The sequence below is a fragment of the Spirosoma oryzicola genome, assembly GCF_021233055.1.
GTDB classification, from domain to species: Bacteria; Bacteroidota; Bacteroidia; order Cytophagales; family Spirosomataceae; genus Spirosoma; species Spirosoma oryzicola.
The window spans coordinates 3,789,841-3,804,801 of the sequence record NZ_CP089538.1 but is presented as its reverse complement, the minus strand read 5'-3'; the positions used below and the strand labels follow the sequence as shown (position 1 = coordinate 3,804,801).

General features: G+C 50.2%; 10 protein-coding genes. 9 read left to right on the top strand and 1 reads right to left on the bottom strand.

Annotated elements, in window-relative coordinates; genetic code table 11:
• Positions 1-3: 3 nt before the first annotated feature.
• The 9 genes from LQ777_RS16060 (at position 4) to LQ777_RS16020 (ending at position 11,271) form a co-directional block, all read left to right on the top strand.
• Entirely contained in the window at positions 4-2,238 is a 2,235-nt protein-coding gene (locus LQ777_RS16060) for a GumC family protein (RefSeq protein ID WP_232558945.1), read from the top strand.
• Positions 2,235-3,671 carry an MOP flippase family protein gene (locus tag LQ777_RS16055; RefSeq protein ID WP_232558944.1) on the top strand — a complete coding sequence of 479 codons (1,437 nt, stop codon included), beginning with the start codon at positions 2,235-2,237 and terminating at the stop codon, positions 3,669-3,671. Before LQ777_RS16060 ends, LQ777_RS16055 begins: the two co-directional genes overlap by 4 nt.
• Positions 3,672-3,683: 12 nt before the next feature.
• Entirely contained in the window at positions 3,684-4,640 is a 957-nt protein-coding gene (locus tag LQ777_RS16050; protein ID WP_232562863.1) for a hypothetical protein, read from the top strand.
• Positions 4,641-4,781: 141 nt separating this feature from the next.
• Positions 4,782-5,654 carry an alpha-1,2-fucosyltransferase gene (locus LQ777_RS16045; protein WP_232558943.1) on the top strand — a complete coding sequence of 291 codons (873 nt, stop codon included), beginning with the start codon at positions 4,782-4,784 and terminating at the stop codon, positions 5,652-5,654.
• 40 nt (positions 5,655-5,694) lie between these two features.
• Positions 5,695-6,822: a glycosyltransferase family 4 protein gene (locus LQ777_RS16040; protein WP_232558942.1), complete on the top strand. Its 1,128-nt coding sequence runs from the start codon at positions 5,695-5,697 to the stop codon at positions 6,820-6,822.
• Positions 6,819-7,898 carry an acyltransferase family protein gene (locus LQ777_RS16035; protein ID WP_232558941.1) on the top strand — a complete coding sequence of 360 codons (1,080 nt, stop codon included), beginning with the start codon at positions 6,819-6,821 and terminating at the stop codon, positions 7,896-7,898. Before LQ777_RS16040 ends, LQ777_RS16035 begins: the two co-directional genes overlap by 4 nt.
• 25 nt (positions 7,899-7,923) lie before the next feature.
• Positions 7,924-8,790, top strand: a complete 867-nt coding sequence (locus LQ777_RS16030) for a glycosyltransferase family 2 protein (protein WP_232558940.1) — start codon at positions 7,924-7,926, stop codon at positions 8,788-8,790.
• 159 nt (positions 8,791-8,949) lie between these two features.
• Positions 8,950-10,449: a T9SS type B sorting domain-containing protein gene (locus tag LQ777_RS16025; RefSeq protein ID WP_232558939.1), complete on the top strand. Its 1,500-nt coding sequence runs from the start codon at positions 8,950-8,952 to the stop codon at positions 10,447-10,449.
• A gap of 42 nt (positions 10,450-10,491) precedes the next feature.
• Entirely contained in the window at positions 10,492-11,271 is a 780-nt protein-coding gene (locus tag LQ777_RS16020; protein ID WP_232558938.1) for a glycosyltransferase family 2 protein, read from the top strand.
• Positions 11,272-11,341: 70 nt separating this feature from the next.
• Here the strand turns inward: LQ777_RS16020 and LQ777_RS16015 are convergent, their stop codons facing one another.
• On the bottom strand, positions 11,342-14,785 hold the full coding sequence (locus LQ777_RS16015; protein ID WP_232558937.1) for a carbohydrate-binding protein: 3,444 nt from the start codon (positions 14,783-14,785) through the stop codon (positions 11,342-11,344).
• Positions 14,786-14,961 lie beyond the last annotated feature (176 nt).

The following is a 14,961-nucleotide window of genomic DNA, read 5'->3' as shown; positions in this document are numbered from 1 at the left end:
GTTATGACATTTCAAGGACTTGGGCGGCTATTGAAGCAGCATCTAATCTGGTTTATTGTCTTTCCGTGCCTGGGGGCAGGAGCCGTTTTTTACTTCATGCGGAATGAGACAAGTACATATAAAACAAAGGCTACTCTGTACACGGGTCTGACATCGGGCTACTCGCTCCGGTCAACGCAGGAAGGTTTCCAGACCGATTATTCGGGAGTGAGTAATGCTTTCGACAACATCCTGACGACGCTTAATTCCAACCAGACGCTTTACAACGTTGGCCGGGATTTGCTAAGTCAGCACTTGCAGGTGACCAAACCCTCGCCACAGCAACTTTCGGCTGCCAGCTTCCAGCAACTACAGAAGGCTATACCGGCAAACGTGCGTCAGTCGCTGGTGCGTGGGAATGATCTGGCGTATACCCGTAGCCGGATCGATAGCCTGTCGCGGAGCCAGACCGATAACCCTATCCGGAAGCTGATGCAGGACGGTAGCTTACCGTACTCGCCTGACTACATCAGCAAAAAGCTGAAAGCAACCCGCCGAAGCGCCAGTGATATGCTGGATATGGAGTACGAAACCGACGATCCGGCCATTGCGCAGCAAACGCTGGACCTGGCTATAAAAGAGCTGAACCAGCGGTACACATCGCTGAAGAGCGGGGAGACCAATCCGGTTGTGGAGTACTACGAAGCGAAAACAAAAGAAGCCAAAAAGCAGCTGGACAATGCCGAATCAAAACTACGGGCGTTTAACGTGCAGCACAATGTGCTCAACTTCGAAGACGAACTGAAAACACGGTCAACCACCCGTGATGCGTTGGTAACAGAGTACAGTGGCGAAGTAATGCGCAACCGGGCCGCTAAAGCGGCAATGGATGCTCTTAATCAGCGCATGTCGCAGGGCGGAAACCTGTTGAAAATCAATACCGCTCTTACGGATAAGCAAGCCGAACTGACCGAGGCCGAATCCCAGTTGATAAACGCCCGTACCAATGGGCAGCCCCAGGCTGCTCTGGACCGTTTTCAGGCTAAGATCGACCAGAAATCGGCGGAACTGAAACAGATTGCGCAGAACTACTTCGCGGCCGATAACACCGCCGAATCGATTCCGAAGATGAGGCTTGTGAATGAGTGGCTAGCGAAGGTGCTGGAATTCGAAGAGTCGGGTGCGCGGATGGACGTCATCAAGAAACGGCTGGACGAATACCAGAAAGAATCGACCGCCTTTTCGCCCCTGGAATCTGAGCAGCGGCAACTTACCCGCGACATGACCGTGGCTGAAAAAGACTACCTGGCACTAGTTCAGTCGCTAAATCAGGCAACGACCCACCGGCAGGATATTGCCATCGATGGGTCCTTGTCCGTGCTCGACCCGCCGGTATTTCCGTTCTCGCCACAACCGGCTAAACGTTGGCTTTTTACCGCCATTGGGGCAGGGGCTGGTTTTGTGATTGCGTTGTTGCTCACCGCTCTGCGCATCTGGGCCGATAAGCGCATCAACTCCCTGGAGCAGGCTGAACAGCGAGTTGGAAGCTCGGTTACGGCGGTATTCCCAACCGTGAAGAAATTTGCGGTCAACTCCAAAGCTAGCCGGGCTGCCGTCAGTATGTTTGAGCAACTGGGTAACGCCATCAACATTGAAATTGAGCAACAGCGCGTAGCAGCCCATCCACCCGTGATCACCCTATTTAGTCTACGAGCCAAACAAGGGAAAACATGGTTTGCGCACGGCCTGTCCCGGTTGTACGCGGAGTCAGGTGAGCGGGTGGCCTATTTGTACCCCCGCATTGCGCAAACCGATAGCAAGTTCGAGCAGGAGGGTATCGCTTTTTTTCCGTATGATCTGCACCCGAATTTCATGAACGTACGGGAGCCCGAAGATCTGCTCTCCCGCGAAGAGTCTGTAGAAATGAGTGGGTTTCAGAAAATTATTCTGGAGTTGCCGGCGCTGGTGGGTAGTCCGATCCCTTTGCATCTGGTCAATCGGAGTGCCGTTTCGCTCATGATCCTGACGGTTCATACGCTTTGGGGGCGTCGGGATAAACAGTTATTTACCCTTTACTCGAAAGCTGCGAAACATCCGGTGTTGATCGCCTTAAACAAAGTGGAAGGGGGCGATACGGATGCGCCAACGGTTGGCGATATCGAGCAGGGTGTGGTCCGTACCAAGCGGTTTGCGGAGCCGAACGAGGTTGTAGCCGGGGCACCAACTGGCGAACGGGTTTTTGATCAGCAATCCAAATGAGTCACAAGCAACAGGCCATCAGTGGTGGCAAGTGGATGAGTACATCGACGGCGATTTCTACGCTGTTCCAGTTCGGTCAGGTGGCCGTTCTGGCGCGGCTGCTGGAGCCGTCGGTGTTTGGCATTGTCAGCGTCAGCACCTTGCTGATCGCCTTTTTTAGTATTTTCGCCAATCTCGGTTTTTCTAACTCGATTATTTACAAACAGGAAGAAAACCGGGAGGTGCTCTCCACGATTTACCTATTGAATCTAGTGCTGGGCCTGGTCATCGGCGTTGTTGTTTTCTTTAGCTGGCCGCTGGTCGTTGCCTACTACAAAGAACCCCGCCTGGAGCAGGTCATCAAACTGTCGTCGCTGTATTTTATCATCGTATACGTTGGGCAGATTTATTTGTTTTTGCTTCAGAAAGAGTTGCGGTTCAAAGCCGTAGCCAGCATCGATATAACGGGTACCGTCGTCGGAACAGCAACGACCATTGTGCTGGCCTATACCGGTTTTGCTGAACTGGCGCTGATCTACGGGCAACTGGCGCAGCAGGCGGCCAAGTCGATTCTGCAACTGATGTACGGACGCAAGCTATTTTCTCCGGTACTAAAGTTCGATTTGAATCTAATCAAGGATCACCTGCGCTTCGGTTTGTACAATGTGGGGGATGGAATCGTTGGGTTCGTGCAGGCGAATTCGGATAACATTCTGGTAGGCGGGATGCTGGGGGTAAAACCACTTGGCTATTACACGCTGGCTTCCCAACTCGCCGTTTTTCCGATTTCACGGCTAAGCCCGATTATCCTGCAAGTGGCTTACCCGATTCTGGCGCGGTTCAAGGGGGACACGAACGAACTGAAAAAGTCGTATCTGACGATTCTGGATTTGCTCAGCTACATCAATCTGCCCTTGCTGGCGGGCTTGTTTATCACGGCTGACAGTGTCGTTCCGCTTTTTTACGGTCCCGGTTGGGAGCCGACGATTATACTCATTCGAATCTTTGTCTTTGTCAGCATCTTTACGTTCCTGAGTAATCCGCTGTTTACGCTGGCGTTTTCGAAGGGTAAACCAAAGCTGTTGTTCTACCTGAACGTGGCGACGCTGTTTATTAAAATTCCGCTGGTGTACGTGTTGGCTCAATATTGGGGGGTAATTGGTATTGCCTCGGCGTTTTTGATTGCCACCATGTCGAACCTGCTCATTAATTTTCGGATCGTCTATTCGCTGATTGGTCCGTTTATGCGCGAATTTGCGCAGAATTTTGCCAAACCCCTTCTGTTCTGTCTGCTTATGATCGGTGCCATTGAACTGTATAAGTCGTATACCGATTCAATCAGTGTGGTCAATCTGGTGACAGAAATCATCATCGGTGGACTGATCTACGTTGGTTTGACAATTCGATTCAAATATCCCCTCGCCGAACTTAAAACATTTGGTAAAGCTGCCTGATTTATGCCTAGCCTGGAAAAGTTAATCCTGAAATCCTTGTACGTAGTTGCTCGCGTAAAATACCCTAATCTCCGCAAGGACCTGCGGTATTTTGTGCGCGACAATTACTACTGTAAGCTGGTTCAGGGACGTTACATCGTACGTGATTATGTACTAAAGAAAAAATACAAAGTGATTAGTTACCACGGCGAGTTCGATCAGGAACTTCGCTACGTGTTACCGTTTGCTTACTGGCATCACTTAAATGGTACGTTACTCAAAACGATTTCGGCGAAGCATACCAAGGATTTTTACTTTTTCAGTCCTGATCATGAGGAGCGTTTTGAAAAGCGGGTCTGGACGGAATCCTACGCGCACTACGATGTACCCAACATGACGCACAGCAACTCATACAGCTTTCGGAATTGGGTGCAGGTGCCGTACAAAGCCCACTACCGGAACGATATCTTTGTGTACGATAAACCCCTGCTGGTCATTGCCAACAAGTACAATATCGAGTGGGATCAGCCGCCTATCAACTTCCTCGACATTCCGACGCTCGATCAGATTATTCGTACGTACGGCGCTAAATACCAGATTGTTTACAATCGTCCGTTGCCTACCCAGATCGTTCAGGACAACAGCGAAACCATGTCGTTGAATGAACATGCCTGGCTGCGGGAAACGCATCCCGATGTGATCCTGATGGACGATCTATACACACAGTATCACCCGTCGGTGGCTAAGAACTACAATCATCTGCAATTGATGGTGTACGCCAATGCGAATCACTTCATATCCATGCACGGTGGTACAGCTGCGTTGGCTAGCTGCTTTGGCGGGACCAACATTATTTTGTCGAATCCAAACTGGGGAATGGAGCACCATTTCAACGAATACGAAAACCTGTTCCCTAAACTGTCGGGAGCCACGATTCTTCACGCTCGTGATCGGGCGGAGGTGTTGGGGTATTTACGTACCAATTATTAAATTTCGATTAGTGTTTAATTATGGATTTGGGTCGTTTAGGTATAAATTGTAATTTTAAAGTTAACAGTCGTAAATAACAAGTTGTTATTAAGGCGAATTGAGTAGAACTATTGTCTCTTAATGAAGCATTTTTAGATCAAGATGATTATCAGTAGAATAACCAGCGGTTTAGGCAATCAGCTTTTTCAGTTCGCGGCTGCCCGGCATCTGGCGCTGAAGAACAAAACATCGCTTTACCTGGATCTAAGCTACTATCATTATACCTATGACACGGATACACCCCGTGCTTTTAAGCTAAAGCACTTCGCAGTGCCTTACCGCGTACTTCAAAATTCACCGGCGGAGTACGTATCAAAAGCGACAAAACTGCTGCCAAACCGCAGTTTGCCACCTTTTTTTCTGTTTCTCAAGGAAAAGCATTTTCATTTTGACACCAGTGTGCCGCAAGCCAGAGCCAGTTGTATTACCCTGGATGGTTTCTGGCAATCGGAAGAATACTTTCGGGAAAGTGCGGACACAATCCGGCGCGAACTGACGCTCACTTCTAATCCAAGCCCTGAGTTTGACGAGTACGAGCAATTGATCAAGGCGGCTTCGATGCCGGTTTCGGTTCATATCCGGCGGGGGGATTACGTAAACCACCCAGAATTTAGTCAGACCTTCGGTTTTGTCGGATTATCCTACTACGAGCAGGCACTCAATCAACTACAGGTACAGGTGAATGCGCCCCGGTTCTTTATTTTTAGTGACGATCAGGAGTGGGTGCGCGATAATCTGCCCTTACCGGATAACGCTGTTTTTGTCCGTAACTCCGGTGCAGACAGTGATGTCGCTGACCTGGTTTTGATGAGCCGCTGTAAGCATCACATCATTGCCAACAGTTCATTTAGCTGGTGGGGCGCATGGCTGAATCCGAATCCTGACAAGCTGGTCATTACGCCTAAGAAGTGGTACAAGCAACAACCCACCTGGAACACAAAAGATTTGCTTCCGGCCACCTGGCTAGCCCTTTAAAACTTATCGCCACCTATCTGTTCAACGCCGTTGCCCTGCCATGATAAACGTATTCATCGATCATCAGAAATTCACTACGCAAAAGTACGGAGGCATCAGCCGATACTTTGCCAATATCATCCAGGGTATCAAACAGACGAAGGATATTTCCTACAAGCTGGGGGTGTTGCACGCCAAGAACCATTACATTCAGAACGAACCTCTGGCGCTCAAAGGCAAACTCGGTGATCGGATACTCGGCCGAAAGGAACGGTATGATTATGAGCTCAATAAGTTCTATTGCCAGCAGTTGCTGAAGAAAAATGAGTTCGACGTATTTCACCCGACCTACTACGATCCGTACTTTCTGCAATCGTTAAAAAAGCCGCTGGTCATTACAATCCACGACCTGACCTACGAGCGGCTGCCTGAATACTTCTGGGCGCAGGACCCGCTCACGTATCAGAAGCGCCTGAATATTGACCGGGCCGATTCGATCATAACCATTTCGCAAACCACCCGGAAAGATCTGCTTAGTTTTTTCGACGTAGATCCGGCCAAAGTATCGGTTATCTATCACGGCATCGATATTGAAACGCCTTTACGGGTTCAGCCGGTCGATCAGCTACCCAAACAGTATCTTTTGTTTGTGGGCGACCGCAGCGGCTACAAAAACTTTTACCTGTTCATGAATGCCTTCCAGAAGATCGCTCATCGTTTTCCGGATCTGCACGTGATTCTGACGGGGGGTGGCAAACTGGAAATTGCCGACCGGGAGTTTCTGAATCGGTTGCGGCTTACGGATCGGGTACGGCACATCAACGCCACGGACGAGCAGCTTAATTTTCTGTATCAGAATGCGCAGTTGTTCGTGTATCCATCGCTTTACGAAGGGTTTGGTTTACCGATCCTGGAAGCCTTTAAAGCACGCTGCCCGATGCTGCTGAGCGATACGGAATGTTTTCGGGAGGTTGCCGCCGATGCCGCCGTGTATTTCGAACCGACCAGCATGGACGATTTAATCGACAAGCTGGAAACCGTCCTTACGGGGACAACGCTCAAAGCACAGCTGGTCGAGAAAGGAGTGAAGCGGTTGGCGGATTTCCCGCTTCAAAAATCCATTGACCAAACGCTGGACGTATATAAATCATTGGTTTCTCCAAGGTCAGCAAAACAGGTGTTGGTATGAGATTTCGAGCGGTTGATTCATTTCGCGGTCTGGCTGCCATTATGGTTATTTTATTCCATATGCAGCACCTTAACCTGTTGGCAAGCAATGTCTTCATTGCGAAAAGCGACATTTTTGTTGACTTCTTTTTTGTGCTGTCAGGGTTTGTGATGACCCATAGCAATTTCAACAAGATCACCGATTTTGAGAGTATAAAGCCGTTCGTGGTTAAGCGTTTCAAGCGGCTTTATCCGCTACATCTCTTTACTCTGTTGCTGGTACTGCTTTTTGAAACCTTTCGGTTTGTCGTTGATCACTACGTTGTTAAGCTATCCAATCCGGTATTTGCCGAGGACAAGACGCTTATCTCTTTCCTGTCGAATCTGACCCTTACTCAGTCGCTGGGGTTGTTTGATCAGGTAACCTGGAATGGTCCTAGCTGGAGCATCAGCGTAGAGTTCTACACCTACATCGCTTGGGCGCTTTGTTTGGTTGTGTTTCGTAAAAACCTGCTGGTTATTTGTGGATTGAGCTTTAGTCTGCTAACCTGGTTTATCGTCCGGCATAACGGTAGCATCATTTACAACTACGACTACGGGTTCATACGGTGTGTCTACAGCTTTCTGATCGGTATGCTGGCGTATCGGATACGTCGGCGGTTTACGGCGGATTTCGGGTACTGGCAAAGTTCATTCACCGAAATCATTTTATTGGCTCTGACCATACTATCGGTTCGTTCGTTCACGCACGAGCAGAGCTGGCTAATGCCGCTGTTGTTTGCGTTCGTTATCATTGCCTTTTCGCAGGAGACGGGTGCTGTTTCCAAGCTGCTGGCCAGCGAACGACTCGCCTTCCTGGGCAATCTCTCGTACTCGTACTACCTCAACCATACGGTCATCTTGTCCGTCATGGATCTGGTTCTTTTTAAGCTGATCAAGGTGCCTCACACCAATGGCGGGGAGTTGCTTTACATCCTGATTTGCCTGGCTGGGGTGCATGTGCTGTCGCTGTTTACGTACCGGCACATCGAATTTATTCTTCAATCGGTATCGTCTAAGCGCACCCGGACATCGGCGGCTAATATGGCGGCTGTATAATAGCTAACCTTAACGCTTGTAGTATATGAACATTCTAAAAGCCCCAGCCTGGATTCAGGAATTCAATTACCCTTACGCTTCGTTCGACGAGATTCCTGAATCGGTTTTTGAGTCCATCAACCGTGATCTGGAAGCGGTTCTGAAGCCTAATCCAGTCGTGAGCGTTGCCATTCCGGCCTGGAACGAAGAGGTCAACATCCTGCGTAGCATCGCGTCGCTGGCGAAGATGAAGACCAACATACCGTTCGAAATCCTGGTGGTCAATAATAATTCGACGGATCAGACGCAGAAAACGCTGGACAAGCTACGCATTCGTTCGGTATTTCAACCGATTCAGGGATGGGGCCCCGCTCGCCAGATGGGGCTGGAACAGGCAAAAGGAAAGTACTTGCTGACCGCCGATGCCGATGGTCTGTACCCACCCGAATGGATTGATGAAATGATGGCGGTGTTGCAGCAGCCGGGCGTTATCTGCGTGTACGGACGATACTCGTTTATCCCGAATCCCGAAAAAGGATTTACGCGCTGGAAACTCTCGATGCTCGAGCGGATGAAAGACACTATTGCCGAAGTCCGGCACATGAAACGGCCTCACCTGAACGCCTACGGCATCAGCATCGGCTACGTTCGGGAATACGCCCTGAAAGTCGGGTACGTGATGAAGAAAATTCGCGGGGAAGATGGTCGTATGTGCTTCGATCTGATGCAGTTCGGTACGGTGAAACAAGTGAAGTCACCTAAAGCGCGGGTCTGGACGGGGACCAGAACACTGGAGAAAGACGGTTCTTTTTCGCGGACTCTATTCGTTCGGGTTGCCATCGAATTGCGTCGGTTCAGCAGCATGTTCGTTGCCCAGCAGCCGCACGACACAAAAACATCGCTAAACAACTAGGCGTGTGTTTAGCGGAAAAGTTAAAGGTAATAACCCTGTGAAATAGCTGATTAATGACCAGTTTGACCGTCAATGTATAATTAAGTGCTTTTTTTGCCTGACGGCTTAGCTATTTGTTAGTCTAAAATCTGTTGTTTCTCGCTTACACCACCTTTGGCTATGCTCGTTTGTCAATGCAAGTCGGCATTATTGTACTGGATTATTCTACTAGCTCTACTGCCTTTAGCGGTTCATACGACCAGTCTGGCCCAATGTGCGCCGGGAGCGATTATCTGCGAAACATTCGGCGCGGGTCCTCGTGGCGCGTTGCCCAGCGGCCAAACGAATTTTATGTACCGGGCGGCCGCCTGTCCGAATGATGGTGAGTACAACATCGTGGATGCGGTAGATGGCTCTTGTCACGGTGATGCCTGGCATACTGTAACTGAAGACCATACGCCCGGCGACGTAAAAGGCAATATGTTTATTGTCAACGCTTCGTTTCAGCCCAGCGAGTTTTTTAGTCAGAAAGCCGAAGGATTATGTCCCGGTGTCACCTACGAATTCTCGATGTGGGTGCTGAACATCAATAAAGTACTGCAACCGGGTATCTGTGACGAATACATACTGCGCAACCCGATCATCGCGATGCGGGTAGAACAAGCCGATGGCACGCTGATACGCGAAGTAGTGCAGCCTGCCGTAACGCGCTCTGCCAACCCGGTGTGGGTTCAATTGAGTATGCCCTTCGTTATTCAAACGAACGCCAACGATGTTGTGGTTAAGCTGATCAACAAAGGCTTAGGGGGTTGTGGAAACGATCTGATCATTGATGATATCAGCTTTCGACCCGTTCACCCGAGCTTATCGATCCAGTTCCCAAATACAAGCGCTTCCGAAACAACGGTTTGTGCCGATACCCGGCTGACACTGAGCGTCGGAGCCGCTGCCGGATACCCTAATCCGGTGTATGCCTGGCAACAAAGTGCCGACAACGTTAACTGGACGCCGGTTCCTGGAAGCGGCCAGGCAACCTATACCATCAATCCCGTTCGGGCGGGACGTACCTATTATCGACTGCGAAACGCCCAGCCAATCAATTCGGCTGCTATTGGCCGGTCGCAGTGTTCGGCTGAGTCGAACGTGCTCATTGTGAACGGTCGTCCTGACGCACCATTTAATTTGGGTGATGATCTGGCGCTTTGCGATGGTAGGCCAGTGGTCTTGCAGGTGCCTAATGAGTTGCCAGCGGGTACCAGTTTTGTCTGGTCCGATCAAAGCAAAAACCGGCAGCTAACCGTTAGCACGCCGGGAAGTTACTGGCTGGAAACCAATCTGGACGGCTGTACGTACAGCGATACGGTACAGGCTGAACTGGAAAATTGCCATCTGGAAGATGTCTATATACCGGATGCGTTCTCACCCAATAGCGATGCTGTCAACGATAAGTTAGTTGTCATTCATTCCGGTGATTTTACTTCGTATTCGTTCCGGGTCTATGACCGGTGGGGGAGTGTGATCTTTTCGAGTCGGCAGGCTGAAGTGCACTGGGATGGTACATTTCGCAATCAGCCTTGTCCGGTAGGAGCCTACGCCTGGACAATTGATTACAGTGTTTTAAACGCGAAAAATGAGGAACGTCATTTCGTTCGAAGTGGACAGGTTATGCTTGTCCGGTGAGGTAACTTGATCGCATCTGCTTTAGTCTATTATTTTCCATCCATGCGCCAGAACTACCATTTTCCAGCCGTTACGCTATTGATAACACATTACAATCGAAGCCACTCGCTGGAGAATCTGCTGGTGAGTTTTCGGAACCTGAATTGCCAGTTTGGCGCTGTTGTCGTGTCGGATGATGGCAGTGCAACCGTTCACCTGGATACGCTAAACGACTTACAGCGAGTTTTTTCATTTGATTTGGTTACCACGCCGGTCAACAAAGGGCTTGGTAATAACATCAACAAGGGCCAGGACGCCGTTCACACGCCATATACCTTGTACGTTCAAGAGGATTTTGAACCAACCGCTGCGTTTCCAGATCGGTTGGTAGAAGCCCTGGGCATCATAAAGGAGCGTCCTGATTTCGATGTTATCCGGTTCTATTCGTACATACGCTATCCGTACCTAAAGCCTTTCAATAACGAGTATTCGGAAATGGTTTTTCCCGCCTGGGCCACGGATTACAACAAAGTTTACTTTTACAGCGACCATCCGCATTTACGGCATAGCTCGTTCTTCGCGCGATTTGGTCGCTATGTGGAAGGTGTCCGGCCCGATAGAACGGAGTACCAGATGTGTATTTCCTTTATCCGCCACAAAGGAAAAGGGTTGTTTTATAACGACTACAAGCAGTTGTTTCAGCAAAAAAATACCGAGGAAGAACCAAGCACGTACAGCCCCGGCGCGTTAGGTCTTAGCAAAAGCAAGTTGGTTGTGTCCCTGCGGTACCTGTATAGACAAATCAAATTCAACTACGATATTTACGTGAAACGGATGGCTTAGTTGGCGTAAACGCCGAAGGGGTAATCACTTCATAAAGTGATTACCCCTTCGGCGTTATTGATGATTCCGGCTAGTTAGCCTTTACCACTTTCCGCACTACCCGCTCCGCATCCTGCTTGATTTCCAGGATGTACATGCCCGTTGGGAGTTGAGACAGATCAATTTTTGATGAGAACTGATCGCTAACCTTGGGGATCTTTACGTGTCGATGAATCCGTCCTGTACTCGCGTCAAACACGTTGACTTTGATAGGCGACTCGCTCGACCGCTGGGCCTGAATGGTAATGAAATCGGCTGTCGGATTTGGAAACACCTGAACCGCTTCATCCAGGCTTTTCTCTTCGGCAAGCACGTTAGCCGCTACGCGGGCATTGGGTGCTGTATTCCCCGGTACGACAAACATCGGAGTTTCGGTTACGGTAAGCTGTACCTTGCCCTGGCTCGTATTGACAACTTCCATACTCATGTCGTTGCTACCTACTTTAGGACGGTAAATTCGTGCCTGCGTTGCCGATCCTAAATCCAGGGTGTACGAAGCCGTGCGGCCTACTTCGTCGGGTACTACCAGCGCATAAGCCGATTTGCCGTTAAATTCATACCGGTCTACGAACGGGTTCTGACTTAGTGTTTGCCGGTACGAATACTCACCAAAGAGCTTACCCGTCTGCAATAAATAGTCAGCTGCCGGACGACGGCTCATGTTGTCGCCATTCGCCAAACCAGAGGTTCCGAACATACCGCCCGTTGCGTTATCATCGTAGAGCTGGTAGAAGAAAACTTTCTCGATGCCCTGCCGCGCGTAGAACAAAGCGGTGCGCAGAATCCAGTCACCCTGCGTTTCCAGGGCCGACTTGCTGCCGATTGGGATGGCTCGCAAGGGGCTGCCCTGATTCACATCGAAGCCCGCTTCGGTAACCCACAGGGGCATATCGTACGACTGCAAATGGGTCGTTTTGCGGAAATCTTCAGCGATCCGGTTGATGGGCGTTACTTCCGGAGCAGCACCCCGCGTGGAGTTACCGCTCTGCGACGACGATGTATTATCCGAATACATGTGGTAGTTAACGACATCCCAGCATAGATTGACCGTACCGTCGGCTTTGTAGCCCCGATACTGTTTACACCAGTCGATCATGCCCTTGATGTAATCGGAACCACTCGAAGCGGATGCCAATCCACCGATAACTACTTTGACGCTGGGGTCCGCATTTTTCACGCCGACGCCGGGGCCCATCGTGTTTTTGTGGCCGTCGTAAAAAGCCGAGAGGTTGGCCGCATATTCGCGGGCTGTCTGATAAGCTTTTCGGCCTTTCCACCACTTGTCCCGCTCGTTATCGCATTCGATGTATTTGATTAGCCCAAGGCCAATCTTTACCGAGTTTGGTGTATCGCCCGTCCAGCGCGGGGTTGAGTTGACGCTTATTAAAGCCGGATTTACGTTCGGGTTGCTGCCGTAGCGGGCCATGTACTGGAAGCCAGCCTTGGCCTGCTCTATGTACGATTTCGGGTCTGAAAAATCTTTTCCGTAGCGGAGGGGGGTATTTTCCGCATCACGCTGGTCACTCGGGTACGTGTTGACCATCCAGTCGGGGATTGTTTTCAGGCAGGCCAGAACCTCGATCCCTTCGGCTTTGCAACGTTCGTAAATAGCGTCGTAATTCCAGCCACCGCTCAACGTTGGATTGTAGGAATAGTTGCCTTCGCTGGATTCCAGCTTATTCCAGTCCATGTAGTGACGAATACTGGAGAAGCTCTTTACGATCTTCATCTTGTCTTCGTTGATCTGCCAGGGGGTGTTGCCGTCCTCGAAATTCCATTCGTAGGCATTTACCCCAAACATATCCTTTAGCTTAACGGTCTTGGCTGGCGTAGGTGTTTTCGTCTGGGACGACGGGGTGTATGAACCGTACAGCTCAATTTCTGTCGGGAATACGCCCCAGGTGTTGATGACCAGATAGCGGGCATTACTGATCGGCTGATCAAGCTTAAACTGCGCGTTGCCTGTTGCGGACCGGTTTGGATAAGGACCTACCCAGGCTGCGTATTGTTCGCCGGTAAACGTAGCGATGGGAATGCGTTGCCATTGGTCGGTAATGATCGATAACGTCATGGGATTATCAACGCACGTTCCCATAAAGTCGTAAAAGCGGATGCCCATCAGCGTCATCGACTCTCCCTCTTCGAGTGGATAATAAGCGTCGTAATTCGCCAGCACTTTGCCCCAACCCGTTTCGACATTGACGTCGGTAACGCCGTCGAACAAACCGTCCAGGCCATTGCTGACATTGTTGAGCTGATACCAGCGTTTACCGTCAATCGGAATCTTTTGGCCGATCGAGACAACCGGAGCCGCTTTGACAACCTGCGTCTGAGCCACATCCGAAGCGGCCAGAAATGAGCTGGATGCTGCCTGCGAAGCCGTTATAGTTGCGGTTCCGTCAGATACAAGCGATGCTTTCCAGGAACCCGTGGCGTTTGAAACGGATACGACTGATGGGTTTGAGGAAGAAAACGTGATTGGGGTTTCGGTGTTCGTACTGCTCGCGGCCAGGGCAAACTCCGCATCGCCTACGGTTTTGTCCGGTAGAGTGCCGAAGGAAATAACCGCAGCAGGGCGTACGATGCCACCCTGGGTTGCCTCGAACCAGTTAAAGTTGAACGCGCCACGCAGGGCGTACAAACGCAGTACCTGACTGCCCGCCGACAGGGTAGCGGTCGTTGATACAGTGGTCCAGTTCTGCCAGTCATACGTGCGGGAAATATCTGCTCCGCCCAGCACCTCACCCGATTCGGATCGGATCTCGATTCGGCCAGCGCCGTAGCTGTTGGCTACCCGAAACCGAAAGGTGTGCAAGCCTGCCGAAGCCACATTGACATTATAGTCCATCCAGTCGCCATCGTCGATGTAGCCTACGTTTAATCCACCGCCGGTATCGGCTGTTTGTTCGGGCCGGACATCAGAGGCTACGTCGTAGGATTCAGCCTCAAATTTGCCGGGGAAGGGACGACTGTCGGCCGCTTCAAACCAGTTCAGGTTCCAGTTGCCCTTTACCGCGTAAATTCGTAATCGCTGACTACCGGCTGTCAGTCGAGCGATAGCACCAACTGTCTGCCAGTTTTGAATACCACCCGTGCGGGGAACATCAACGCTCGCCAGGACTGTACCAGTAGCGGTACGCACCTCAAACCTAGAACCATCTCCGTAGCCGTTGGCAATCCGGAACTTCAGCGTATAAACCGCCGTGGTGGGTACGTTAACATCGTAATCCATCCAGTCGCCATCGTCAATCTGACTGACGTTCTGGCTACCATCGGTATCCGCCGTTGTTTCCGTTTGTATGCCCCGCATCATCACATAGTTTTCAGCCTCTACGTGTCCTGGAAACGTGACTGCCGCTCGGGGAGCCGGTTGTAAACTAAGGTGATTGTTCAGGGAGGTGCTATTGCCTTCGACAAAGCATAAGCTACTAATTACGGTCGTCCAAAGAATTGTGTGCAATAAAGGTTTCTGCATACGTGAACTAAGGTTAATGCGTATTCTTAAGTTAGTATTTAACTATAAAAGTAAATAAATAATTACTAGTATAAGTACTTACAAAGAATAAAGTTTTAGAAAATGTATTTTCGTATATAGGTATGGTAGATTGAGGGTTATCCAGCTTGACCGTGAGCGTTTAACGTATTGCCAAT

What these genes read in the sequence shown, in the direction of transcription:
- LQ777_RS16060 (WP_232558945.1), top strand. Translation starts at nt 4, where the DNA reads ATGACATTTCAAGGACTTGGGCGGCTATTGAAGCAGCATCTAATCTGG.
- LQ777_RS16055 (WP_232558944.1), top strand. Translation starts at nt 2,235, where the DNA reads ATGAGTCACAAGCAACAGGCCATCAGTGGTGGCAAGTGGATGAGTACA.
- LQ777_RS16045 (WP_232558943.1), top strand. Translation starts at nt 4,782, where the DNA reads ATGATTATCAGTAGAATAACCAGCGGTTTAGGCAATCAGCTTTTTCAG.
- LQ777_RS16040 (WP_232558942.1), top strand. Translation starts at nt 5,695, where the DNA reads ATGATAAACGTATTCATCGATCATCAGAAATTCACTACGCAAAAGTAC.
- LQ777_RS16035 (WP_232558941.1), top strand. Translation starts at nt 6,819, where the DNA reads ATGAGATTTCGAGCGGTTGATTCATTTCGCGGTCTGGCTGCCATTATG.
- LQ777_RS16030 (WP_232558940.1), top strand. Translation starts at nt 7,924, where the DNA reads ATGAACATTCTAAAAGCCCCAGCCTGGATTCAGGAATTCAATTACCCT.
- LQ777_RS16025 (WP_232558939.1), top strand. Translation starts at nt 8,950, where the DNA reads ATGCTCGTTTGTCAATGCAAGTCGGCATTATTGTACTGGATTATTCTA.
- LQ777_RS16020 (WP_232558938.1), top strand. Translation starts at nt 10,492, where the DNA reads ATGCGCCAGAACTACCATTTTCCAGCCGTTACGCTATTGATAACACAT.
- LQ777_RS16015 (WP_232558937.1), bottom strand. Translation starts at nt 14,785, where the DNA reads ATGCAGAAACCTTTATTGCACACAATTCTTTGGACGACCGTAATTAGT.